The sequence below is a fragment of the Mesorhizobium kamtschaticum genome, assembly GCF_056174585.1.
In genome coordinates this window covers 3,222,899-3,246,503 of sequence record NZ_CM149691.1, presented here as the reverse complement: position 1 = coordinate 3,246,503, position 23,605 = coordinate 3,222,899, and the positions used below count along the sequence as shown (strand labels likewise).

23 protein-coding genes and 1 pseudogene are annotated in these 23,605 nt (G+C 63.8%); 13 read left to right on the top strand and 11 right to left on the bottom strand.

The genetic code is table 11. The features are described from left to right. The first annotated feature begins 266 nt into the window (after positions 1 to 266). Both AC0V7N_RS15825 and AC0V7N_RS15820 read left to right on the top strand, forming a co-directional pair. Positions 267 to 479, top strand: coding sequence for a cold-shock protein (locus AC0V7N_RS15825; protein WP_010910991.1), 213 nt, complete (start codon positions 267 to 269; stop codon positions 477 to 479). 250 nt (positions 480 to 729) lie between these two features. Continuing rightward, positions 730 to 930, top strand: coding sequence for a hypothetical protein (locus AC0V7N_RS15820; protein ID WP_475459046.1), 201 nt, complete (start codon positions 730 to 732; stop codon positions 928 to 930). 153 nt (positions 931 to 1,083) lie between these two features. Here AC0V7N_RS15820 and AC0V7N_RS15815 read toward each other — a convergent pair whose 3' ends face one another. From AC0V7N_RS15815 to AC0V7N_RS15805, 3 genes and pseudogenes are all read right to left on the bottom strand, one after another. Beyond that, on the bottom strand, positions 1,084 to 1,692 hold the full coding sequence (locus tag AC0V7N_RS15815) for a glutathione S-transferase N-terminal domain-containing protein (RefSeq protein WP_496627947.1): 609 nt from the start codon (positions 1,690 to 1,692) through the stop codon (positions 1,084 to 1,086). A 112-nt stretch (positions 1,693 to 1,804) separates the two neighbouring features. Continuing rightward, a pseudogene (locus tag AC0V7N_RS15810) lies at positions 1,805 to 2,645 on the bottom strand (EAL domain-containing protein); the annotation flags it as partial. Beyond that, positions 2,642 to 3,532: an EAL domain-containing protein gene (locus AC0V7N_RS15805; RefSeq protein WP_475459038.1), complete on the bottom strand. Its 891-nt coding sequence runs from the start codon at positions 3,530 to 3,532 to the stop codon at positions 2,642 to 2,644. The gene AC0V7N_RS15805 and the pseudogene AC0V7N_RS15810, both read right to left, overlap by 4 nt. 208 nt (positions 3,533 to 3,740) lie before the next feature. Between AC0V7N_RS15805 and AC0V7N_RS15800 the strand changes: the two genes are divergently transcribed. Then, on the top strand, positions 3,741 to 4,943 hold the full coding sequence (locus AC0V7N_RS15800) for a pyridoxal phosphate-dependent aminotransferase (protein ID WP_475459036.1): 1,203 nt from the start codon (positions 3,741 to 3,743) through the stop codon (positions 4,941 to 4,943). A 70-nt stretch (positions 4,944 to 5,013) separates the two neighbouring features. Here AC0V7N_RS15800 and AC0V7N_RS15795 read toward each other — a convergent pair whose 3' ends face one another. Further along, entirely contained in the window at positions 5,014 to 6,531 is a 1,518-nt protein-coding gene (locus AC0V7N_RS15795) for an MFS transporter (protein ID WP_475459033.1), read from the bottom strand. A gap of 173 nt (positions 6,532 to 6,704) precedes the next feature. Between AC0V7N_RS15795 and AC0V7N_RS15790 the strand changes: the two genes are divergently transcribed. Further along, positions 6,705 to 7,310, top strand: a complete 606-nt coding sequence (locus AC0V7N_RS15790) for a TetR family transcriptional regulator (RefSeq protein WP_496627946.1) — start codon at positions 6,705 to 6,707, stop codon at positions 7,308 to 7,310. A gap of 3 nt (positions 7,311 to 7,313) precedes the next feature. On the opposite strand, the gene AC0V7N_RS15785 is transcribed toward AC0V7N_RS15790, so the two are convergent. Beyond that, complete coding sequence (locus AC0V7N_RS15785) at positions 7,314 to 7,709, bottom strand: (R)-mandelonitrile lyase (protein ID WP_475459028.1); 396 nt, start codon at positions 7,707 to 7,709, stop codon at positions 7,314 to 7,316. A 249-nt stretch (positions 7,710 to 7,958) separates the two neighbouring features. On the opposite strand from AC0V7N_RS15785, the gene AC0V7N_RS15780 reads away from it, so the two are divergent. The 3 genes from AC0V7N_RS15780 to AC0V7N_RS15770 all read left to right on the top strand — a co-directional run bounded on the left by AC0V7N_RS15780 (position 7,959) and on the right by AC0V7N_RS15770 (position 12,967). Continuing rightward, the gene (locus tag AC0V7N_RS15780; protein WP_496627945.1) at positions 7,959 to 9,488 is read left to right on the top strand and encodes an EAL domain-containing protein; all 1,530 of its coding nucleotides are present in this window, start codon (positions 7,959 to 7,961) and stop codon (positions 9,486 to 9,488) included. A gap of 200 nt (positions 9,489 to 9,688) precedes the next feature. Further along, entirely contained in the window at positions 9,689 to 11,740 is a 2,052-nt protein-coding gene (locus tag AC0V7N_RS15775) for an elongation factor G (RefSeq protein WP_475459022.1), read from the top strand. Between the two features lie 726 nt (positions 11,741 to 12,466). Further along, positions 12,467 to 12,967 (top strand): methyltransferase family protein, encoded by a 501-nt coding sequence (locus tag AC0V7N_RS15770; protein ID WP_475459019.1) that lies wholly within the window; start codon positions 12,467 to 12,469, stop codon positions 12,965 to 12,967. A gap of 35 nt (positions 12,968 to 13,002) precedes the next feature. On the opposite strand, the gene AC0V7N_RS15765 is transcribed toward AC0V7N_RS15770, so the two are convergent. Both AC0V7N_RS15765 and trxB read right to left on the bottom strand, forming a co-directional pair. Next, a complete protein-coding gene (locus tag AC0V7N_RS15765; protein ID WP_172225574.1) occupies positions 13,003 to 13,899 on the bottom strand; it encodes a LysR family transcriptional regulator in 897 nt (298 codons plus the stop codon). Positions 13,900 to 13,990: 91 nt separating this feature from the next. Next, positions 13,991 to 14,965: a thioredoxin-disulfide reductase gene (gene trxB, locus AC0V7N_RS15760; RefSeq protein ID WP_475459016.1), complete on the bottom strand. Its 975-nt coding sequence runs from the start codon at positions 14,963 to 14,965 to the stop codon at positions 13,991 to 13,993. 252 nt (positions 14,966 to 15,217) lie between these two features. On the opposite strand from trxB, the gene AC0V7N_RS15755 reads away from it, so the two are divergent. After that, the gene (locus tag AC0V7N_RS15755; RefSeq protein ID WP_019860544.1) at positions 15,218 to 15,697 is read left to right on the top strand and encodes an Lrp/AsnC family transcriptional regulator; all 480 of its coding nucleotides are present in this window, start codon (positions 15,218 to 15,220) and stop codon (positions 15,695 to 15,697) included. A 214-nt stretch (positions 15,698 to 15,911) separates the two neighbouring features. Next, complete coding sequence (locus AC0V7N_RS15750; RefSeq protein ID WP_475459012.1) at positions 15,912 to 16,706, top strand: glycosyltransferase family 2 protein; 795 nt, start codon at positions 15,912 to 15,914, stop codon at positions 16,704 to 16,706. Positions 16,707 to 16,721: 15 nt separating this feature from the next. Here AC0V7N_RS15750 and gmhB read toward each other — a convergent pair whose 3' ends face one another. The 4 genes from gmhB to AC0V7N_RS15730 all read right to left on the bottom strand — a co-directional run bounded on the left by gmhB (position 16,722) and on the right by AC0V7N_RS15730 (position 20,211). Next, positions 16,722 to 17,375, bottom strand: coding sequence for a D-glycero-beta-D-manno-heptose 1,7-bisphosphate 7-phosphatase (gene gmhB / locus AC0V7N_RS15745; RefSeq protein ID WP_475459010.1), 654 nt, complete (start codon positions 17,373 to 17,375; stop codon positions 16,722 to 16,724). Then, positions 17,368 to 17,940, bottom strand: a complete 573-nt coding sequence (locus tag AC0V7N_RS15740) for a D-sedoheptulose-7-phosphate isomerase (RefSeq protein WP_475459008.1) — start codon at positions 17,938 to 17,940, stop codon at positions 17,368 to 17,370. The genes gmhB and AC0V7N_RS15740 overlap by 8 nt, the downstream gene beginning before the upstream one ends. A gap of 7 nt (positions 17,941 to 17,947) precedes the next feature. Beyond that, a complete protein-coding gene (rfaE1, locus tag AC0V7N_RS15735) occupies positions 17,948 to 19,438 on the bottom strand; it encodes a D-glycero-beta-D-manno-heptose-7-phosphate kinase (RefSeq protein ID WP_475459005.1) in 1,491 nt (496 codons plus the stop codon). A gap of 140 nt (positions 19,439 to 19,578) precedes the next feature. Then, entirely contained in the window at positions 19,579 to 20,211 is a 633-nt protein-coding gene (locus AC0V7N_RS15730; RefSeq protein WP_475459003.1) for a LysE family translocator, read from the bottom strand. A 409-nt stretch (positions 20,212 to 20,620) separates the two neighbouring features. Between AC0V7N_RS15730 and rfaD the strand changes: the two genes are divergently transcribed. From rfaD to waaC, 4 genes are read left to right on the top strand one after another with little or no spacing between them, the layout of a single operon-like run. After that, positions 20,621 to 21,571 (top strand): ADP-glyceromanno-heptose 6-epimerase, encoded by a 951-nt coding sequence (gene rfaD / locus AC0V7N_RS15725; RefSeq protein ID WP_475459000.1) that lies wholly within the window; start codon positions 20,621 to 20,623, stop codon positions 21,569 to 21,571. Further along, on the top strand, positions 21,544 to 22,275 hold the full coding sequence (gene waaF / locus AC0V7N_RS15720) for a lipopolysaccharide heptosyltransferase II (protein ID WP_496627944.1): 732 nt from the start codon (positions 21,544 to 21,546) through the stop codon (positions 22,273 to 22,275). The genes rfaD and waaF overlap by 28 nt, the downstream gene beginning before the upstream one ends. Continuing rightward, positions 22,254 to 22,550, top strand: a complete 297-nt coding sequence (locus AC0V7N_RS15715; protein ID WP_496628013.1) for a glycosyltransferase family 9 protein — start codon at positions 22,254 to 22,256, stop codon at positions 22,548 to 22,550. The genes waaF and AC0V7N_RS15715 overlap by 22 nt, the downstream gene beginning before the upstream one ends. After that, positions 22,547 to 23,536: a lipopolysaccharide heptosyltransferase I gene (waaC, locus tag AC0V7N_RS15710; protein WP_475458995.1), complete on the top strand. Its 990-nt coding sequence runs from the start codon at positions 22,547 to 22,549 to the stop codon at positions 23,534 to 23,536. The genes AC0V7N_RS15715 and waaC overlap by 4 nt, the downstream gene beginning before the upstream one ends. Positions 23,537 to 23,605: the final 69 nt, after the last annotated feature.

The following is a 23,605-nucleotide window of genomic DNA, read 5'->3' as shown; positions in this document are numbered from 1 at the left end:
CCTGATCCGCCGCCCCAGGGACAGCGATCCGCAGCAACGGTTTCACCAGATTGGGGCGCCGGTTGGGCGGTCTCCGCATCACGGTTTTCTCACGCAGTCTTGTTTTTGCTGCGAAACCAGCCTATATCAGCCCCATTGATATTTCGGCCGATCGATCCGGGCCTCGCGATCTTCGCGTTTGCTGACGTCTATCTCCAAAATCTCGATGCACACCGGCTGGACATTGGTCTGGTCAAACTAAAGCAAATGTTGAAGGACTATCTAAAATGGCAACTGGAACGGTCAAGTGGTTCAACGCCACCAAGGGCTTCGGCTTCATCCAGCCTGACGCGGGCGGCGCGGACGTTTTCGTTCACATCTCCGCAGTCGAGCGCGCTGGACTGTCGACCCTGGTCGAAGGCCAGAAGATCAACTTCGAGATCGAGCAGGACCGCCGCACTGGCAAGTCGTCCGCTGGATCTCTGAGCAAGGCAGCCTGATTTTGCGAATGGCGCGCGCCGGGCGAGAGCCCGGGGCGTGCGGCAAGTCACGGATGTACTGACGGTCGCGCGAGAAGCGCGCCCGGGAGCGGAAAGACCCGACACGCTGGAACAGCAGATAGCTGCCAGCCCGGACCGGACGCTCCCGATCAGGCTACCGAGGATGGGAAGGCGGGATTTATCCCGCCTTTTTGTTTGTCTGGGGTTGAGCCATTTCGCTTCGCAACGCCGATCATGTTATTTTCAATTCATGACCAAGCTCGAACAGATCGAAAGATCCATCGCAGCCCTAAGCCCCAAAGAGCTGAAGGCCTTTGCCAAATGGTTCGAGGCGTTCCAGGCAAACGTATGGGACAAGCAGATCGAGGCCGATGCAAAGGCAGGTCGACTGGACGGGTTTGCCGAAAAGGCGTTGGCCGAGGTTCGAGCCGGAAACTTTCGACGTCTTTAGCCGCAGCGCCGAGACCTTTTCAAGAATTCGCTCTGGCGAGTCAGATAGCGTGGTTTTCGAGAACCGGAGCGGAGCGTACATTTAAGTACGTGAGCACCGGAAGCGCAGCAAACCGCGCTAGGTGGCCGCCGGAGTAGAATTATTGAGAAGGTCTCAACCCACCCACCCGATCGGCACATGCCCCGGCTCCGCTTCCACCCGGCCAAGCCAGGCCGCGACCGCCGGATAGGGGTCGAGCTGGAAGCCGCCCTGCTCGGCCGTATGCGTATAGACATAGAGCGCGATGTCGGCGACGCTGAAAGCGCTGCCGGCGAAGAAGGCATTGTTCTCCAGATATGCATTCATCACGCCGAGTGCCTTGTTGCCGCGTTCCAGTGTCACCGCCAGCCGCTCCGGCGTCGCATCCCCGGCGCGTTCAGGAAACGTCAGCAGCGCCTTGCGCACGGCGATATAGGGCTCGTGGCTGTACTGCTCGAAGAACAGCCATTGATAGGCGAGCCCGCGCTCATATCTGTCCGCCGGCAGGAAGCGCGTGCCTTCGGCAAGATAGAGCAGGATGGCGTTGGATTCGGCCAGCCGGCGGCCGTCGTCGAGTTCGAGCAGCGGCACCATGGCGTTCGGGTTCTTGGCGACAAAGTCGGCCTTCCGCGTGTCGCCGGTATGCGAACTCACCTCGATCGTGGTGAAGGCGAGGCCAAGCTTGGCCATCAGCAGACGCGGCTTGTAGCAATTGCCACTGTCGATCATGCTGTAAAGTATCATGGACGGTCCTCGGAGCGCTGCCTTCTGCAGGCAATTATCGCAGCGGCGGCGTCCTCAACCAATGATTTGTTTTGGCGCGACCATCAGCGCCGCTGATGCAAAGTCCGGGCAAGAGGGGCACGACCTTGTTGTCGAAGCCCAGGAGCGCGTCGATCACCAGCGGCTCCTCGTTGAAGATGGTGCCGGCCAGCGCCGGCCGGGCCAGAAGAAAGCCCTGCAGCAGATCGACGCCGGCTTCGAGCGCGACGCGCAGATGGACGGGTTGCTCGATGCCTTCGACCAGCACCCTGGCGCCGCGGTCGTGCAAGCTGGACACCAGCGGGCGGAAGAACCGTTCGGCGGCGGCGTGGCGGCAGAACTCCGCGAACCAGCCGCCATCGATCTTGACGATATCAGGCTTGAGCAGGCTCACCCGCTCCTCGGTCGAATGGCCGGTGCCGAAATCGTCGATGGCGATGCGGATGCCGTCGCGCCGCATTTCGCGCACCAGCCGGGCGAGAAGCGCGTCGTCCGCCGCCTGTTCGGTGATCTCGCAGACCAGCATGCGGGGGGCGAGGCCGAGCTCGCCAAGATGCCGGCTCATCAGCCGGATCTCGGCCAGCGCCCGCCGGGAATGGTCGTTGATCATCGGATTGTAGTTGAAGAACAGGTCGAGCCCGTCGACGCCGATGTTGTGGAAATTCCTTAAGTGCAGCACCCGGCACATGGTCTCGACAAACAGCCGGTCCGCCGCGGCAACGCTTTCGAAGAACGCTCGCGCGCGCCCCGGCGCGGCCGGCACGGTGCGGCTCGATCAGGCCCTCGACCGCCACCGCGTGCAGCGAACGCCCAAGCGGCGCGAAGATCGGCTGGTAGGCGCTGCGCAGGCGGTATTCGCCATGGACGCCATACTCGATGCCGATCTCGTCGGCGAAGATCGCATCGCTGACATTGCGCCGCCGCTCGAGCCTCATGGCGTGACCCGGCGCCCGAAGGCTTTTGCCGGCCGTGCCGCATAGGGCGAGGCCGGAGCCGCCGGTGCGGCAGTCGCGGGGGCGGCTTCCGGCGCGGTTTTGCCGAAAACGCGAAAGCTGGTCGGCGCCAGTTCCGGCCGCGCCAGCACGAAGCCCTGGACCATCGAAGCGCCGGACTTCTCGGCGAGCTCCAGTTGCCATCCCTCCTCGATGCCCTCGAACACCGTGAGGATGCCTTGGTCCTCGAAGCTTTTCACCATGGTGGTCAACAGCGCGAAGCCGGCGCCGGATTCCATCAGCTGCGTGATCCAGTAGGCGTCGAACTTGACGATGTCGGGCTTCAACTCCTTGATGCGGTTGATGTCGGAATCGTCAGAGCCATAATCATCGACCGCGATGCGGAAGCCATTGCCCCTGAGCGCGGCGACAAAGCCATGCAAGGCCTCCTGCGATGCCGACTTCTGCTCGGTCACCTCGCACACGACGCGGCCGGGATCGATGCCGGCCTCGTGCAGCACCAGCCGCATTTCGCGCAAGGCGTTGTCGGCGACCGACCGCTCGGTGAACACCGACGGGTCGAAATTGACGAAGATCGACGCCTCCTGCGGCAGGCAGGCGCCGGCATTGAGCAGATGCAGCGTCCTGGTCAGCGCCTCGACATGCAGGCGGTCTGCGGCCGGACAGGTCGAGAAGAAGGCTATCGGCGATTGCGGCTCGCCGTCGCGGAACGGCCGGATCAGCCCTTCGAAGGCGGCAACCGACAGCTTGCCCTCCTTGAAGGCGAAGATCGGCTGGAAGGCACTTTGCAGCGTGTAGATACCCCAGACACCGGTAGAGGTGCCGTCATCATGACGGATGATATGGGCAAGCCCGATGCTGCGCGACACGGTTCCTCGCTCCGCAATTGGATTGCGATCCTGTCATGCAAGCCTCTACCGCCCGTTAATGAATTTAGTGTTGCCGATCACCGCTCCAATCACAGCCACTTGACGGCTGGATCAGCCAACAATGCTTGCACTGAGCGAAATCATGCGACATGAGAAGCGCCGCGGCCGCTCCTGGCCGCGCCGATCCATTCAGGAGAGATATCTGGTCATGGCCTTTCTTGCCGACACCCTTTCCCGCGTAAAGCCTTCCGCCACCATCGCGGTGACGCAGAAAGCCCGCGAGCTGAAAAATGCCGGCCGTGACATTATCGGCCTCGGCGCCGGCGAGCCGGATTTCGACACGCCCGACAACATCAAGAATGCGGCGATCGAGGCGATCCGCCGTGGCGAGACCAAGTACCCGCCGGTTTCGGGCATCGTGCCGCTGCGCGAAGCGATCGCGAAGAAATTCAAGCGCGAGAACAATCTCGACTACAAGCCCGAGCAGACTATCGTCGGCACCGGCGGCAAGCAGATCCTGTTCAACGCTTTCATGGCGACGCTGAACCCCGGCGACGAGGTCATCATCCCGCGCCCCTACTGGGTCAGCTACCCCGAAATGGTGGCGATCTGCGGCGGCACGTCGGTGTTCGCCGACACCTCGATCGAGAATGGTTTCAAACTGACGGCCGCGGTGCTGGAAAAGGCGATCACGCCGAAGACCAAATGGCTGCTGATGAACTCGCCGTCGAACCCGTCGGGCGCCGCCTACACGGAAGCGGAGCTGCGCGCGCTGGCTGATGTGTTGCTCAAGCATCCGCATGTCTGGACGCTGACCGACGACATGTACGAGCACCTGACCTATGGCGACTTCGTCTTCAAGACCATCGCCGAGGTCGAGCCGAAGCTCTACGAGCGCACGCTGACCATGAACGGCGTCTCGAAAGCCTATGCCATGACCGGTTGGCGCATCGGCTATGCCGCCGGCCCGGTCCAGCTGATCAAGGCGATGGACATGATCCAGGGTCAGCAGACCTCGGGCGCCTGCACCATCGCGCAATGGGCTTCCGTCGAGGCGCTCAACGGCCCGCAGGACTTCATCGCAAAGAACAAGGCGATCTTTCAAGGGCGGCGCGATCTGGTCGTCTCGATGCTCAACCAGGCGCGCGGCATCACGTGCCCGTCGCCGGAAGGCGCCTTCTATGTCTATCCGTCCTGCGCCCAGCTGATCGGCAAGAAGACCAAGGCCGGCAAGGTGATCGACACCGACGAGGCCTTCTGCTCCGAATTGCTCGAGGCCGAAGGTGTGGCGGTGGTGTTCGGCTCGGCCTTCGGCCTCGGCCCGAACTTCCGCATCTCCTACGCGACCTCGGAGACGTTGCTGGAGGAAGCCTGCACGCGCATCCAGCGTTTTACGGCATCGCTGACCTGATCGGATCGATCTGACGAAAGAAGAAACCCGGCGTCATCATCGCCGGGTTTTTTGTTGGAGGCGAAGTGCCTCACGCCTGCTGCTTTGCTTCCCTGGCCGAACGCGCCTCGGCGGGCGCCAGGACGGCGATCAACAGGGCTGCGGTGAGGAACGCGCCGATCGCGGCCGTCAGCATCGCCGCGTGGAAGCCCCCGGCATAGGCTGCGGCGAACAGCTGATGCACGCCGCTCTCGCCCATGGCGGCATCGGTTGAGAAATCGTGCCGCGATATGGCGGCGCGGGCCACCGCTTGGGCATTGGCAACGCCGGCATCGCTGAGATATCCGGTGAGCAGGCTGGTCGCCCGCATGCTCATGAGGGCGCCAAGCAGGGCGATGCCGATAGCAAGGCCACTCTGGCGGGTGGCATTGATGACCGCCGACACCATGCCCGAGCGCTCGCGTGGAGCATAGGACATCGCGGCGGCACTTCCGGTGGGGATCGCCAGCGAATTGCCGAGGCCGCCAATCGCGAACAGAACGCAAAGCACCCAATAGGGTGTTGACGGTCCGGCCCAGCACATGCCGAGCATCGAGAGGCCGATCAGGACATAGCCCGCCGTCATCAGCGCCGAATGGCCGTACCGGGCACTGAGCCTGCCGACAAAAGGCGACACCACCATCTGAACGATGAAGGCCGGCGCCATGCGCAGGCCGGTCTGCGTCGGCGACCAGCCTTGCACCTGCTGCAGGAACATCGAGAAGAAGAAGACGCTGGTGTAGGAGGTGAAGCCGAGTGCGAACGAGGCCACGTTGGCGACGGCAAAGCGCACGTCGCGGAACAGGCCGAGCGGCAGCATCGGCCGTGGCGTGCGCGCCTCGAAGCCAAGGAACACCGCCAGGCCAACGACACCGGCAATGATGGCCGCGATGGTCCCGGGATCGCTCCAGCCGCTCTCGCCGGCCGAGATCAGGCCGAAGGTCAGCGCGCCGAGCCACAGGATCGAGAGCGCCAGGCCGACAAGGTCGAGATGGGCATGTTCGGGATGCGCCGTCTCATCGATCGAAACAGCGCCGAGCACGATCGTAACCAGGCCGAGCGGCAGGTTGATCAGGAAGATGCTTTGCCAGCCTACCGTCTGCACCAGTATGCCGCCCAGCACGGGACCGACCAGCAGCGAAATGGCCGCGAACGAGGCCCAGCCGCCGATGACGCCGGCGCGCTCGCGCGGATCCGGGAAGGCCTGCGTCAGGATCGACAGCGCACCCGGAATAAGCAGCGAGCCGGCAATGCCTTGCACCACCCGGCCGGCCAGCAGCGCGGGCAAATTGGGCGCAACGGCGCAGATCAGCGACCCGGCGACGAAGATGCCGACGCCGGCCAGCCACGAGCGCTTGCGGCCATAGCGGTCGCCGATCAGTCCCGACGACAGCATGAAGGCCGACAGGCACAGCGTGTAGGCATCGACCACCCATTGCAGGCCGCCGAAATCGGTGTGCAGCGCCCGCTGGATGGTCGGCAGCGCGACATTGACGATGCTGACATCGAGCAAAGCGACGAAGGAACCGAGATAGACGGCGGCGGCGAGAGGCAGGCGACTCTTCGGCATGGCATATCCAGACATCAGGTTTCACGGCCATCTACGCCACTGACCGACGGTCAGTCAATTCAGGTAAGCCACTTTGGAATCATTATAAAATGGCTTGTCTCCGCCGCCAGATGCAGGATAATGGCAACCGATAAGCCAGCGCTGCGAAAGACCCGAATGGTGAGTGGAATCATATGCCTGTCATTGCCAGAAAGGCACTGAAACCACGCACCAAGCCGGCCGAGGTGCGTCGCGAAGACATCCTGCGGGCTGCGACTTCGCTGTTCGTTGCCAAGGGCGTTGGAACCACGACGATCGACGAGATCGCCAGCCGGGCCGAAGTGGCCAAGGGCACCTTCTATCTCTATTTCACATCCAAGGAGGATGTCGTCGCAGCGCTGCGCGAACGCTTCGTCAGCGGATTTCGCGCCCGCATCTTGAGCGCCATCGACGCCTGTTCGCCCGATGACTGGACCGGGCGCCTGAAGGGCTTCGTCAGCGCCGGCATCAACGCCTATCTCGACGACCATCAGCTGCACGACGTCGTCTTCCACGACCACCGGCCCGATCAGCGGCAGATGAAAGGCGACAATCCGTTGCTGGGCGATCTCTCGAGGCTGCTGGCGGCCGGCATGAAAGCCGGCGCCTGGTCGGTCGACCATCCCGACCTCACCGCGATCGTCCTGTTCAACGGGCTGCACGGCGCGGTCGATCATGCGATCGAACGCGGCGTGCGCGACGGCAGCGAACTCGCAGCAAGACTCTCGGCGCTGTTCCTGAGGATGTTGCGGCCCGAATAGGACTCAGCTGGCGTATTGCTCGCCGGAAACCGCTTCCAACCAGTCAGCATGGACACCGTCGAGCGCCTCCTGCATGGCGATATGCGTCATTGCCGTCTTCGGTCCGGCACCATGCCAGTGCTTCTCGCCGGGGGCGAACCAGATGACGTCGCCGGCCCTGATCTGCTGGACCGGGCCATCCAATGTCTGCGCAAGCCCGGCGCCGGAGGTGACATAGAGCGTCTGTCCGAGCGGATGCGTGTGCCAATGGGTGCGCGCGCCGGGCTCGAAACTGACCAGCGTGGCCCTGAGCCGCGCCGGCGCCTCCGCCTCTATGATCGGCGTCTGCAGAACCCGGCCGGTGAAGTATTTTTCCGGTGCTATGATGGTCGGCACGCTGCCGCAAGCAATGATCTTCATCGTCTGATCCTGAAACCGGGTTTGAAGCGACCGGCGGCAAACGCCGCTGCTTATCGGGGCAAAAGGCATTCTCGGCCGATATCATGCCAGGCGCAACCGGCCGTTTCGGCTGCCGAGACGAAGACCCGGTTTTTTCTCCTTAACCATGAACCCTCCCCGCATGGCGCAACGAGGCGAAACAACGGCGAATTCAATGTCTTCTTAACGGCTGCCATCTAGCCCTGTGCTTGCATTTCAGGGGGCGATGAGATGAGCATACTGGCGACGATCAAGGACCATAGCGGCCGGGTCTATCGCGGCATCCAGGCCCTGCTTGTGCTCAGCATCGGCGCGGCCGCACTCGGCGCTTTCGACATTTCGCGCAACCTGCCCTCGGACGGCGCCTTCGCCGTCTCGATCCTGGCCACCAGCCTTGCCTTGCTGGCGCTGATGTATATGCGCAGCAGCGTCGTCCATCGCCTGCGCTCGGCGGCGGCCGCCGAGGCGGAAAAACATCATTTCCTGACCAGGGACGTCATGACCGGGGCGATGACAAGGCGCTATTTCCTCGAAGCGCTGCGCGACAGCCTGGGCACCATGCGCGACCGACGCGAGGCGACTTTGCTTTTGATCGACGTCGATCACTTCAAGCAGCTCAACGACACGTTCGGGCATCAGTTCGGCGACCTCGCTCTGGTGCACCTGGTCAAGACCTCGGAACGCATCTTTGCCGGCGGCATGGTCGGGCGGCTCGGCGGCGACGAATTCGGCGTCATCATTCCGCATGGCGATCTCGCAGCCATCAACAAGGATGTCAGGCAATTGCTCGACACGATGCGGGCCGGCAAATCGCATGAAGGCAAGACCATTCCGCTCTCCATCTCGGTCGGCGTGGCGCTGGCGCCGGGCCATGCCTCCAACACGGCGGAACTGATGCTGGTTGCCGACCTGGCGCTCTATGAAAGCAAGGCGGCGGGCCGTGGCCGCGTCACCGTCTTCGACGAGGAGATGCTGTCCGACAAGCGCTACCGGCGCCTGGTCGAGCGGGAACTGCGCGCCGCGGTCTATCTCGGCGAGCTCGAGCTGCACTACCAGCCGATCGTCAACCCGGACGGGTCCACTTGTGCTTTCGAGGGCCTGATCCGCTGGCGCCATCCGGTGCGCGGGCTGATCTCGCCGGCCGAGTTCATTCCCATCGCCGAACGCTCGACGCTGATCGACATGCTGGGCGAATGGGTGTTCAAGCGGGCTTGCGCCGATGTCCGCCATTTCCCCGGGCGCCGCATCTCGATCAACGTCTCCGGCGAGCAGCTCAAGCGCGACGAGATCGTCACCATGTGCGACCGCGTGCTGAAGGAAACCGGCCGTTCAGCGGCGCAGTTCATCATCGAGATCACCGAGACGGTGGCGACCGCCGCCACGCCGGAAATCCTGCGGCGCCTCGAAGCGTTGCGCGGCCTCGGCTTCCACATCGCGCTCGACGATTTCGGCACCGGCCATTGCGGCTTCAACTATCTGAAAACCTTGCCCATCGACAGCATCAAGATCGACCGCTCCTACATCCGCAGCCTTGCCCATGACCAGGTGGCGCAGATCTTCGTTTCGGCGCTGGCGCAGATAGCGCGCATCCAGGACGTCACCATCGTGGCGGAAGGCGTCGAGACACAGGAAGAGTTCGCGCTGGCCAAGGCCGCCGGCTGCAACCGTTTCCAGGGCTATTTCTTCGGCAAGCCGGCGCCGCGCGACAAGGTGGGCCCCTGGCGCGCCATCAATGCCGAACCGATGGCGCTGAGCGCCTGAGGACGCCGCAAGGCACCGGATTTCTATTTCCCTTGCCCTGCCGGCAAACAAGTGGGACGATGCTTTTGGGCAGGTGGCGACATGAAAAGAACCCCGCCCGCGACGGTCGAACAGGCCGGCCGCCGCTCAGGACCGATTGACCACGCCTGAACCATGCATGCCAGTCGGTCCCTAGGGAAACGCCTGAGTGGAGGTCAGCCATGGGTACTCGCGCCGGAGGACGACGCACGGGACCGAAATGCATTGCCATAGTCGGTCCCTTTGCAAGCGGTAAGACGACACTTCTCGAAGCCATATTGGCCCGTACGGGCGCCATTCCCCGACAAAATCCCGTTTCATCGGGCAGCACCGTTTCAGACCATTCGCCGGAAGCGCGCGCCCACGCCATGAGCGTCGAGGCGACCATCGCCACCACCGAATTCATGGGCGAGCAGATCACCTTCGTCGATTGTCCCGGCTCGATCGAATTCTCCTTCGAGGCCGAACCGGTGCTGGCCGCTTGCGATCTCGCGGTGGTCGTGGCCGAGGCCGACGAAAAGAAGATCCCTGCTTTGCAGCTCATCATGCGCAAGCTCGACGATCTCGGCGTGCCGCGCATCCTGTTCCTCAACAAGGTCGACAAGGCGATCGCAGGCGTGCGCGACACGCTGAAGATGCTGCAGCCTGCAAGCTCCGTGCCGCTCCTGCTGCGCCAGATTCCGCTGCGCAAGGACGGCGTCGTCATCGGCTCGATCGATCTGGCGCTGGAGCGCGCCTACATCTACCGCGAATATGCCGAGAGCGAGGTGGCTCAGATACCGGGTGACGACAAGGCGCGCGAACTGGAAGCGCGCTTCTCCATGCTGGAGACCCTGGCCGACCATGACGACCAGCTGATGGAACAGCTGCTCGAGGAGATCGAGCCGCCGAAGGACGCGATCTTCGACGACCTCGCCGCCGATCTGCGCGATGGCGCCGTGACGCCGGTGCTGATCGGCACGGCGGAAAAAGGCAATGGCGTGCTGCGGCTCTTGAAGGCGATCCGCCACGACGCACCCGACATCGAGGCGACCCGCAAGCGGCTTGGCGCGGCCGATGGCAGCGCTACGGTGGTCCAGGTGATGAAGACCATCCACACGCCGCATGGCGGCAAGCTGTCGGTGTCGCGCATCCTGTCCGGCCAGGTCGCCGACGGCTCGGAACTCTGGCTGCCTGGCGGCGACACGGCGAAGGTTTCCGGCATCTACAAGATGCTCGGCAAGGACCAGTTCAAGCTCACCGCGGCCAGGGCCGGCGACACCGTGGCGCTGGGCAAGCTGGACGAGGTCAAGACCGGCCAGACGCTGACTTCGGCCAAGAGCGGCACCAAACAGCTGTTCGCATTCGAGCCGCCGCAGCCGGTCTTCGCTTTCGCGCTGCGGCCAAAGGAACGCAAGGATGAGGTCAAGATGTCGGCCGCCATCCAGCGGCTGGCCGAGGAAGATCCCTCGCTCAGCCTGCGCCACAACCAGGACTCGGCCGAGACGGTGCTGTCCGGCCATGGCGAGATGCATCTGCGCGTCGTGCGCGAGCGCCTGGAGGGCAAGAACCAGATCCCGGTCGAAGGCCACGCCCCGGCCGTGCCCTATCGCGAGACGATCCGCAAACCGGCGCAGCAACGCGGCCGCCACAAGAAGCAGTCGGGCGGCCATGGCCAGTTCGGCGATGTGGTGATCGAGATCAAGCCGCTGCCGCGCGGCTCCGGCTTCCAGTTCACCGACACCATCACCGGCGGCGTCGTACCGAAGACGTACATCCAGTCGGTCGAGACCGGCGTGCGCGATTACCTGAAGACGGGCCCGCTCGGCTTCCCGGTCGTCGACGTCGCCGTCAACCTGTCGGACGGCTCCTACCATGCGGTCGATTCCTCCGACATGGCCTTCCAGATGGCGGCGAAGCTGGCGATGAAGGAAGGCATGGCCGCCTGCTCGCCGGTGCTGCTGGAGCCGGTGATGAAGGTCGAGATCGTCACGCCGTCCGACGCGACTTCGAAGATCATCGCGCTGATCCCGCAACGGCGTGGCCAGATCCTCGGCTATGACGCGCGGCCCGACTGGCCGGGCTGGGATGTCGTCGAGGCGACCATGCCGCAGGCCGAGATCGGCGACCTGATCATCGAGCTGCGCTCGGCGACCGCGGGCGTCGCCAGCTATCGCGCCGCCTTCGACCACATGGCCGAACTTAGCGGCCGTCTCGCAGACGAAGCGATGAACGCCAACGGCAAGGCCGCGTAATTTCCATCCCCACATAACGCCCCCTCGAACTTCGAGGGGGCAAAAACCAAAAACGACGCCCGGGGAGCCGGACGTCGTTTTGTATGCGGACCGTTTTCTTGGGAGGGGAAACGGCAGGTCCGCCGCATGTGCAGAAGCCGCGCTTTCGGCGGAAAAAGGTTCGGACGCGGTAGCCGCCTGAGCCCGGGCCGTCCGAGTGATGCCCCCATCTCCCGTCCGAACCACACCGCGTCCTATGCTTTACATAGCAGCGGAAGGCATCGTTGTCATGTTACCAGAGGTTACATGACACTGTTACGCGGCAATTCTCGTGAAATTCTCAGCCGGCCAGGCAGGGTCCGGGCAACAAAAAAGCCGGATCAACGAAGATCCGGCTGAGTTTGATTGGAAGTGCCCGTTAAGGCTAACCTCCAGAGGGGAACACTCGAGGGCGCTAATGGGAGGAGAACGCGCCCAGGAGATGATCTATATATCTGCTCTTCATGCCCAAGAAACAAGCATCTATTTTGCAACACACGCATGCAAAAAGATGCAGGCTGTGGTCTAACCCATTCCGGGAGCCAATAGGACCAGCAAAAATCGCCGAAATCGGGCACGCGGCTGGGTCATTGTCACTACAGAATCGCGAATTGCGACCGGTTTTCGTCCCGAAATGTCAAAACGGCGCAATGATGCGGAAGCAGGCAGCAGGCGTTCATTTCTGAGGCAATGAGGGGGAAGCAGCCAATGCGGACGTTTTCGGCGATTGCCGGCAGCGCTATTTTCCTGATTGTAGCACCGGGCGTGGTTGCCGGGATGATCCCCTGGCTGCTCAGCGATCGCTGGGGCTTGCCGTGGTCCACCGTGCCGGGCTTCGTCCTTGCCGGCAGCGCCCTCATCGTCGCAGCAGTCGCCGTGCTGCTGCATGCCTTCGCCCGCTTCGCGCTCGAGGGGTTGGGCACGCCCGCCCCCGTCGCGCCGACCGAGAAGCTCGTGATCGGCGGCATCTACCGCCACGTCCGCAATCCCATGTATGTCGCCGTGCTGTCGATCATCATCGGCCAGGCGCTGCTGTTCTCGAACTGGACGCTTGTCGCCTATGCCGTCATCGGCGCTGTTGTCATGGGCTCCTTCGTCAGGCTCTACGAAGAGCCGACGCTCGCCAGCCGCTACGGCGCCGACTATGACACCTACCGCCGCAACGTCCCCGGCTGGCTGCCGCGCCTGACGCCCTGGCGAGGCGACTAGGTCGCCCCACCAGCCCTGCCGATCGTTGCCTTGGGCTAAAAGGACCAGCTACGCGCCTTGGCGATAATGAAGTCGCGAAACACGTGCAGCTTGGCCTGGTTCTTCATCGCGTCGGGATAGGCGAAATAGGTGTCAAAGGACGGCACTTCGGTTTCCGGCAAAAGCTGCACCAGGCCGGAATCCTTCGAGATCACATAGTCCGGCAGCATGGCGATGCCGGCGCCGCCCTGCACGGCGCGCTTGATCGACAATATGTCGTTGATCTGCAGCGACGGCACGCGCTGGCCGCCCTCGAAATCGCCGACCGTCTCCAGCCAGTTCAACTCCGACAGATGCGACGGCACGGGCAGGCCGAAGGTGACGATGCGATGGTTTCTCAACTCCGAGACCGAGGCCGGCTTGCCGTGCTTGGCGACATAGGAGGGTGCCGCGTAGAGGTGGAAATGCACGGTGAACAGGCGGCGCTGGATCAGGTCCGGCTGCTGCGGCTGGCGCAGCCGGATGGCGCAATCGGCCTGGCGCATGGTGAGGTCGAGTTCCTCATTGGCGAGGATCAGCTGCAGGCTGATTTCCGGATAGAGCTCGATGAACTCCTGCACCCGCTCGGTCAGCCAGCCGGCGCCGAGACCGACGGTCGTCGTCACGCGAAGCACGCCGGAGGGCCGGTCCTTGGTCTCGGTCAGGCGCGACTTGATGGTCTCGAGTTTCATCAGCACGTCATGCGCCGTGCGGAACAGCATCTCGCCCTGTTCGGTCAGCACCAGGCCGCGCGCATGGCGGTTGAACAGCGGCACGCCGACATCGTGCTCGAGCGCACTGACCTGCCGCGAGATCGCCGATTGCGACAGATGCAATGTCTCGGCCGCATGCGTAAACGACCCCGCTTCCGCCGCAGCGTGAAACACGCGTAGCTTGTCCCAGTCCAACGCCATGGTTCCCCTCGTTCTGTTTGGCGTCTGAATGAAAAATCAGGCTTTTACACGGCGTTTCTAAGCCGTTTTTTTAACAGTTTTACAGCGGCCCCTATTCCGCTGCTTCGCGATGCACTTCGATGCCGGCCAGATACTTTTCCGCTTCGAGCGCGGCCATGCAGCCGAGCCCCGCCGCCGTCACCGCCTGGCGGTAGATATCGTCGGTCACGTCGCCTGCGGCAAAGACGCCGGGCACGTCGGTGCGGGTCGAATCCGGCGCCGTCCACAGGTAGCCATTCGGCTTCTGCTTCAGCTTGCCGGCGAACAGCTCGACCGCCGGCGCATGGCCGATCGCCACGAACACGCCATCGACCTTGAGATGCGTCTCGGCGCCGGTCACCGCGTGCTTGAGCTTCAGCCCTTCGACCGACGGCGGCAGCGGTGCCTTGCCGGGGCGGCCGGTGATCTCGTCGACGATCGTGTCCCAGATGACGCGGACATTGTCCTTCTTCAAGAGCCGCTCGCGCAGGATGCGCTCGGCACGGAAGTCGCTGCGCCGGTGGATGACCGTTACGCTCTTGGCAAGGTTCGACAAATAGAGCGCTTCCTCCACCGCCGAATTGCCGCCGCCGACCACCGCGACATCCTTGCCGCGATAGAAGAAGCCGTCGCAGGTGGCGCAGGCCGAGACGCCGAAGCCCATGAAATCCTGCTCGGTTGGAATGCCCAGCCACTTGGCCTGCGCGCCGGTCGCGATGATCAGTGCGTCGGCGGTGTAGGTGGTGCCGGAATCGCCCTTGGCGCGGAACGGCCGCACGTTGAGATCGACCTCGGTGATGATGTCGTTGATGATGTCGGTGCCGACATGCTCGGCCTGCTTGAGCATCTGTTCCATCAGCCACGGTCCCTGGATGGGGTCGGCGAAGCCGGGATAGTTTTCGACATCGGTGGTGATCATCAGCTGGCCACCCTGCTGCAGGCCGGCGACCAGCATCGGCTTCAGCATGGCGCGTGCGGCATAGACCGCCGCCGTATAGCCGGCCGGGCCGGAACCGATGATAAGAACAGGCGCGTGCTTGGTGGTCATTTAGAGCCTCTGCGGGGCAGACAACGGGGTGCCTTGGAGAAAGACGTGGAATTCGCGCTTAATGTAAGGGTTGCCAACCACGCCAGCAAGACGAACGGGCCGTCGTCCCCGGAAAGCTTCGGCCCAAGCGGTTATTCGCACGATCGCCGCTTTCGTTACCGTTCAAAAAATCGCGTTGATGAGGGCTGGCGCCAACACAAAAGTCGTTTAATTACAAAATCGCGAAAGATCTTGCGCCGAGCTGAGACCGCCATGCCGCTGAAAGCCGACCTCGACGCCATCGACTGGAAGATCCTGCGCGAGTTGCAGGCGGACGGGCGCATGACCAATGTCGAGCTGTCGAACCGCGTCGGCATTTCGGCCCCGCCCTGCCTGCGCCGGGTCAAGCGGCTGGAGGAAGCCGGCATCATTCGCGGTTATCGCGCGCTGCTCAACGCGCCCGCGCTCGGCCTCGATGTCGTCGCCTTCTGCCTGGTCGGCCTGCATCACCAGGCCGATGCCGAGCTGCGCACCTTCGCCGAACGCACGCGCGGCTGGCCGATCGTGCGCGATGCCTGGATGGTTTCGGGCGAATCCGATTTCCTGCTGCACTGCGTGGCAAGCGACCTCGGCGCCTTCCAGACCTTCGTCATCGAGGAACTGACCTCGACGCCGAATGTCGACACGGTGCGCACCGCGCTCACCATCCGCCGGGTCAAGGATGAAGGCCTGGTTTCCTTCGAGCGCCCCTGAGGGCCGCGAATTCCTGGCCTTCGCCACACCGGCGCCGCGTTGGTATTCGAAAGACGCTGATGTACAAGGCTGGACGGCTCTGCCGGACTTCGCCGCCTGCTTGGTTTCTTAAGCAATTCCTGAAAAAGTGTGTAACGGTTTTCCATCGGGAATTGCTTGAAAACTGGCGCAAGCAGCGTTTGTTCCGGGGGCGGCCCGCCATGGGAAGGGGACCATGACTCGATTTGCAAGCCCGGTCTCGGCGCTTATCATCTGCGTGAACGAGGCCGATATGATCGGCCCGTGCCTGGAAAGCATCGACTTCTGCGCCGAGATCATCATTGTCGATTCCGGCTCGACGGACGGCACCATCGAATGCGTGCAGAGCTATATCGCCAAGGGCTACCCGATAACCCTCATGCACAATGACTGGCAGGGGTTTCCGCGTCAGCGGCAATTCTCGCTCGACCATGCCACCCAACCCTGGTGTCTTTCGATCGACCCGGACGAGCGCGTCGACGACCAGCTGCGGCAGTCGATCGTCGCCATCACGCAGGCCGCCGACGACAAGATCAGCGGATGGTACATCCGCCGCCGCGATTGGCTGAAGGGCTACGGTTATGCGCATCGCTGGGTGCTGCACAACAGGCTGATGCGGCTCTTCCGTAGGGAAGGCGCCACCATGGATCTCACCGCGCGGGTGCACGAAGCCTTCCACGTGCCGGGCGAGACCGGCACGATCGAAGAGGGCGTCCTGCTGCATCGCCGCGAAATATCGGTCGAGGAGGACCTTGCCCGCGCCAACGCCTATTCCGGCCTCAAGGCCGTCACCCTGGTCGAGAAAGGCAAGAAGCCGGGCCTGGTGCGGCTGGTGCTGTCGCCGTTCGGCAACTTCCTGAAATTCTACCTGGCCAAGCGCTACTTCCTGTGCGGCCGGCATGGCTTCGTCTACTCGATGTCGGTGATGATCTATTCCTTCGCCACCGAGGCCAAACTCTACGAAGCCTCGGAACGCAACGATCCCTTGTGAGCCGTCAGGCCTGGATCAGGACCTGTTGTCCCGGCCGAACGCTTCGATGGCTGCAAGCAGGCCACCGAGGTCGCTGCTGTCCCGAAGGGATCTGATGGCGAAGCCGGGTTGGATCGCCGCCTCGCCGTCGACCAGCCAGCCCTGTGCCAGACCGGCGCGCCGTCCCGCCTGCATGTCGGCGAGCTTGTCGCCGACGATCAGGGAGTGCCGGAGATCGAGAGCAAGGCGTTTGCCCGCCTCGATCAGCATGCCCGGATTGGGCTTGCGCATCGGATGATCGGCAACAGCGAGCGGCCCGACACCGGCCTCGTGGTAGGCGCAGGCAAGCACCATGTCTACGAACACGCCCTGATCGTCCAACAGCTCGAGCACGCGGCTATTCACCTTGGCGAAAACGCTCCAGTCGAAATAACCGCGCGCAATGCCGGACTGGTTGGTGACCACGACGACCGGAATCCCGGCCCTGTTGGCGGCCGCGATCGCCGGTAGCATCTGCGGCCTGAGTTCGATCTCGGCCGGATCGCTGGGATAGTCGGTATCGACATTGATGGTGCCGTCGCGGTCGAGGAACAGCGCCGGCAGATGCGCCGGAAAAACCCGGTTGCCGATCCGCTCGACCCACACACCCGGCTCGGTCAGCGGGTGCGGTGCCTCCGTTCTGTCAGCCATTGCTGAGGCGCGCTTCGACCACTTCGCAGAGATGATGGTAGAGGCACAGATGCCCCTGCTGGATGATCGGCGTCGAGGTCGAGGGCACGTTGAGCAGGATGTCGCACAGGGGCTTCAGCTTGCCGCCGGTGTCGCCGGTCAGGCCGATCACCGTCATGTCCATCATCCGCGCCTGTTCGGCGGCGGCGAGAATGCTCGGCGAATTGCCGCTGGTCGAAATCGCCAGCAGCACGCCGCCGGCCGATCCATGTGCCTCGACCTGACGCGAGAACACCGTGTCGAAGCCGTAGTCGTTGCCCCAGGCCGTCAGCACCGCGGCATTGGCCGGCAGCGCGATGACATTGTAGGCCTTGCGTTCCTTGAGGAAGCGGCCGACCAGTTCGCCGGCGATATGAATGGCGTCGCTGGCCGAGCCACCATTGCCGGCGATCAGGAAGGCCTTGCCCGACGAAAGCGCCGTCACCACGGCACTCACCGCCTGCTCCATCTCGCTGGTCAGGTCACGCTCGACCATCGCCGTGATCGCGGCCGCCGAGCGGACCAGATAGTCGTTCAGTTCAGACATCAAAACCTCAGTTTGTAGAGCCGGCGCGCAATTTGCCGATGGTGCCGGTGGTGCTTTTGCCGGCAACGAGATCGACCAGCACGACGCGCCCGCCGGCCTTCTGCACGATTTCGGCGCCGACCACGGTGTCGATCGTGTAATCCGCACCCTTGACCAGTATGTCGGGCAGAAGCGCCTCGATCAGCGCCAGCGGCGTGTCCTCCTCGAAGACAACGACGGCGTCGACCGAGGCCAGGGCAGCAAGCACGCAGGCGCGGTCATGCTGGTCGTTGACCGGGCGGCCCGGCCCTTTCAGCCGCCGCACCGAGGCATCGCTGTTCAAGCCAAGCACCAGCCGGTCGCACTGGCTGCGCGCCGCGTGCAGCAGGCTGACATGGCCGGCGTGGAGGATGTCGAAACAGCCATTGGTGAAGCCGACGCTGAGGCCCTCTTCCTTCCAGGCCGCCACCATGCGCGCGGCCGACGCGGCATCGAGGATGGCGTCCTTGTGGGCGGTCGGTCCATGCGAGCGAAACAGCGCGCCGGTAAGCTCTTCCACCGTCAGCCGCGCGGTGCCGCGCTTGCCCACCACGACGCCGCCGGCGGCATTGGCGATCGAGGCCGCCGCCACGGGGTCCGCACCTGACGCCAGCGCCAGCGCAAACGTCGCGATCACCGTGTCGCCGGCGCCCGAGACATCGAACACTTCGCGCGCCTGGGTGGCGATGTGGCGCGCCTCATCCGGGCCGACGACGCTCATGCCCTTTTCGCTCCGGGTGGCGACGACGAAGTCGAAGCCGTGGGCTGATATCAACTCCCGGGCGGCCGCGACGATCTCGTCATCGGCGAACACCGCGTGGCCGACGGCCTCGCCAAGCTCCTTGCGGTTGGGCGTGATGGCGGTCGCGCCGGCATAGCGCGCATAGTCGCGGCCCTTCGGATCGACCAGCACCGGTTTTCCTGCCTCGCGGCAGATGGCGATCAGCTCGGCGGCGACGCCGTCGAGCAGGATGCCCTTGCCGTAATCGGACAGGATGACGATGTCGGCGCCCGCAAGTGCGGCACGGAAATGCCGGATCAGACCCGCCCGCTCCGCCTCGTCGAGCGGCTTGATCTCTTCCTCGTCGAAACGCAGCACCTGCTGGTTGAGCGCGCTGAAGCGGCTCTTCGACGAGGTCATACGGCCACGCTGCTGCGAAAGCCCCATCGTCTCGGCACCGAGCTCGCCAAGCATCCGCACCAGGCTGTCGCCGGCGGTGTCGGTGCCGATCACCGACACCGGAATGGCGCGCGCGCCAAGCGAAACGATGTTGGCCACGACATTGCCGGCGCCGCCCATCGCCGAGCTTTCGCCGCGTCCATGCAGCACCGGGATCGGCGCCTCCGGCGAAATCCGCTCGATGACGCCGTTGACGAAGCGGTCGAGGATGAGGTCGCCGACAACCAGCACGGCAACATCGCCAAAGCGCGCAATGGCGCGGTGCAGGGGTTCGGGAGAAGGCGGATTGTGCTTGATCATGTCACTGGCAACGCGAGGGTAAGGCAAATCTCAATCGTGCTGAAAATTGTCAATTTACGGGCCGGATCGTTCATGCCTGCCGATATACCGCAAATCCACGCAGCGCAACGTCAGGGCATGACCCGCGACTGTCCGAAGCGTCAGCTTTTCTGCAGGGCAACGTGAACGCCAAGCCCGACCAGCACCGCCCCGCCGGCCCGCTGCATCAGCCGCTGCGCGCGGCTCGAACGCCGCAGCCGGCCGATCACGAGACCGGCGAGGAAGACGCACGCAATGTCGGCCGAGGAGAACATCAGGTTGACGATGGTGCCCAGCACGACGAATTGCAGCCAGACCGGAAGCGCCGCCGAGGCGTCGATGAACTGCGGCAGGAACGCCATGAAGAAGATCGCGGTCTTGGGATTGAGCACCTCGACGGTGATGCTCTCGAAAAACGCGCGGCGCGCCGATTTCCGCTCGATCGCCGGCAGTGCCACATCGCCTTCCACGCGCTTGCGAAACAGCGAGACGCCGAGCCAGATCAGATAGAGCGCGCCGATCAGCTTGACCGCCATGTAGAGCGGCGGCACGGCATGGAACAGCACCGACAGGCCGGCAGCGGCGGCAAAGACATGCACATAGCCGCCGAGATGGATGCCAAGTGCTGCCGTCAGTCCCGACCAGCGCCCGCGCGCCATCGTCTGCGCCGCGGCATAAAGCATGGCCGGACCAGGGATATAGGCGAAGATCGCCGTGGTGGCGAAAAACGCAATGAGTAGTTCGGTCGACGGCATTTTTTTCCCTCAGTAATGGCGTTTCTGACAGGCTGTTGGCGATAGCACAGATATGGGTATCTTCGAATTCGTCCTAGCACCCTTTCGACGTGTTTGCGCTGCCCCTCACCTGCCTGCCGGCATCCTCTCCCGTATAGAGACGGGGAGAGGGACGCTCTGTCCGACGGTTTCGCCAATTGTATGCATTGAAGAAAGCGCCGGCGCCGCGGCCAGCCTCTTCTCCCCGTCACTATACGGGGAGAAATGCCCGGCAGGGCAATGAGGGGCGGCGCCCACTTCGACCATTGCCGGTCAGCGTCACACGTAGAATTATGGTCATCCAAAACGATTGCCCTGGAACACCTGCTTTGTCGACAGCCCGGCTGGCCTCCCTTATAAGGACCGGAATCGCAAGCAACCAGAGGCCTTCATGATCATCGTCACGGGCGGCGCCGGCATGATCGGCTCCAACATCGTCGCCGCACTCAATGCCGAAGGGCATGACGACATTCTGGTCGTCGACGATCTTACCGACGGCCACAAGATCGCCAATCTCGCCGATCTCAGCATTGCCGACTATCTCGACAAGGATGAACTCCTGTCCCGCATCGAGGCCGGGTCGCTTGGCCGCATCGAGGCCGTGTTCCACCAAGGCGCCTGCTCGACCACCACGGAGTGGAACGGCAAGTTCATGATGGAGGTGAATTTTGCTTATTCGAAGCGGCTGCTGCATGCCTGCCAGGCGCTGCGCCTGCCCTTCCTCTACGCCTCCTCGGCCTCCGTGTATGGTGGCGGTTCCGAGTTTCGCGAGGAGCCGGCGCTCGAGCGGCCGCTCAACGTCTATGCCTATTCGAAGAAACTGTTCGACGACTATGTCAGGCGCACCGTCTTCGACACCGATCATTCGCAGGTCGCTGGCCTGCGTTATTTCAACGTCTACGGCCCGCGCGAGGCGCATAAGGGTGCCATGGCCTCGGTCGCCTTCCATTTGTTCAACCAGGTCGAGCGCGGCGAAAACCCGAAACTGTTCGGCGCCTATGACGGCTTCGGCCCCGGCGAACAAAGCCGCGACTTCATTCATGTCGGCGACGTCGCCGACGTCAATCTGTGGCTGTGGAAGCGGGGCTCGAGCGGCATTTTCAACTGCGGCACCGGCCGCGCCCAGCCGTTCCGCGCCATCGCCGAAACCGTCATCGATACGCTGGGCAAGGGCGGGATCGAATTCATCCCCTTTCCCGACCACCTCAAGGGCAGCTACCAGAGCTTCACGCAAGCTGATATGTCCCGTTTGCGCGCGGCCGGTTACAATGGCCAATTCCGGACAGTGGAAACCGGTGTCAGAGACTATGTCGAATGGCTGAAAGCCCAACGATCCTCGTGATCGGCCCACGCTGGGTGGGCGACATGGTGATGGCGCAGTGCCTGTTTTCGGCGCTGAAGGAACTGCATCCCAACGCCGCGATCGACGTGCTGGCGCCGGCCTGGGCGGCACCGCTGGTCAAGCGCATGCCCGAGATCCGTCAGCAGATCGACTTTCCGCTGAAGCCCGGCGCGCTCGAATTCACCCATCGCCGCCGCTTCGGCCGCCTGCTGCGCGGCCGCTACGACATGGCCTATGTCCTGCCGGGCAGTTGGAAATCGGCGCTGATCCCGTTCTTTGCCCGCATTCCGCGCCGTTTCGGCCATCTGCGCGAGATGCGCTATGGCCTTTTGACCGACATCGTGCCGCTGCCGGACGCCGTGAAACGGCGCACCGCGCAGGCCTATTTCAGCCTCGCCAAGGGTGGCAGCTTCCGTGCGCCTCATCTGACCGTGGATGCCGGCAACCAGGCTGCTTTGCTCGATCGTTTCGGGCTGGCGCCGCAAAAATTCGTAGCCCTGATGCCTGGGGCCGAGTTCGGCCCGGCCAAGCGCTGGCCGAGCGAAAGCTATGCCGGCCTTGCCCGCGAGTTCATGAGCAAGGGCCTGAAGGTCGCGCTGTTCGGTTCGAAGAACGACCGCGACGTGACGGCGGAGATCGCAGCCCTTGCCCGGGCGTCGTCGACCTCGCCGGCCAGACGCGGCTGGAGGACGCCATCGACCTGATCGCGGCGGCAAGGCTGGCGGTCTCCAACGACAGCGGCCTGATGCATGTCGCGGCAGGGGTCGGCACGCCGATCGTCGCCGTCTATGGCTCGACCTCGCCTGAGAACACGCCACCGCTGGCGGAACGGCGCGAGCTGGTCTGGCTTCATCTTTCCTGTTCGCCTTGCCACCAGAAGGTCTGCCCGCTCGGCCATCTCAACTGCCTGAAGACATTGGAAGTCGGGCAGGTCGCGGCGGCGGCGGACCGGTTGCTGGAACTCCCGGCCGCGGCATGAAGGTCCTCATCGTCAAGACATCGTCGATGGGCGATGTCATCCATACCTTTCCGGCTGTCGAGGACGCCAGCCAGAACCGGCCGGACGTGTCCTTCGACTGGTGTGTCGAGGAGGCGTTCGCCGGCATTGTGGCGCTGCATCCGGCGATCGCTGGGATTCACACGGTCGCCATCCGGCGCTGGCGCAAGGCGCTGTTTAGTGGCGGCACCTGGCGCGAGGCGGCCGCGCTGCGCCGCACCTTGCGCGAATGCCGCTATGACCTGGTCATCGATGCACAGGGCCTGCTGAAATCGGCGTTGGTGGCGCGGCAGGCGGGCGCGCCGATCGCCGGCTTCGACCGGTCGAGCGCGCGCGAGCCCTCGGCGACGCTGTTTTATGACGTCACCTACGGCGTGCCACGCGACCTGCACGCCATCGAGCGGACAAGGCGGCTGTTCGGACTGGCGCTTGGCTACCAGCCCGATCTGTCGATGCTCGCTTCCGGCATCGTGCCGCCGCCCGGCGGTCTCGCCGGCATCACCGGAAAAACCGCCTTCCTGTTGCACGGCACCAGCCGCGAGGACAAGAAATGGCCTGTCGAAGACTGGATCGGAACCGCCCGCCTGCTGGTCGAGCGCGGCATGACGCCGGTCACCACTTGGTCGAACGAGCGCGAGAAGACCGTGGCCGAAGCGATCGGCAAAGCAGTGCCATCGACGATCGTCATACCAAAATCTTCGCTGGCCGACATTGCCGCCATCCTTGGCCGCTCGACCCTGGTCATCGGCGCCGATACCGGCCTGACCCACCTCGCCAGCGCCTTCGGCCTGCCGACGGTCGCCGTGTTCCTGGCGACGGAGCCGGGTTTGACCGGCCCCCGCGGGCCCTATGCGTCGACGCTGCTGGCCGCGACAGGTGGACGGGTGACGCCGGTGGAGGTGGTAGCGGAAGTGGAGAGGCTATTGGAGCGCCAGACACTTGGCCAGGCTAATGCTGCTAAGAGTTGATTTTCTCAATCAATTCAATTGGGAAGGTCAGCGCCGCCCCTCATTGCCCTGCCGGGCATTTCTCCCCGT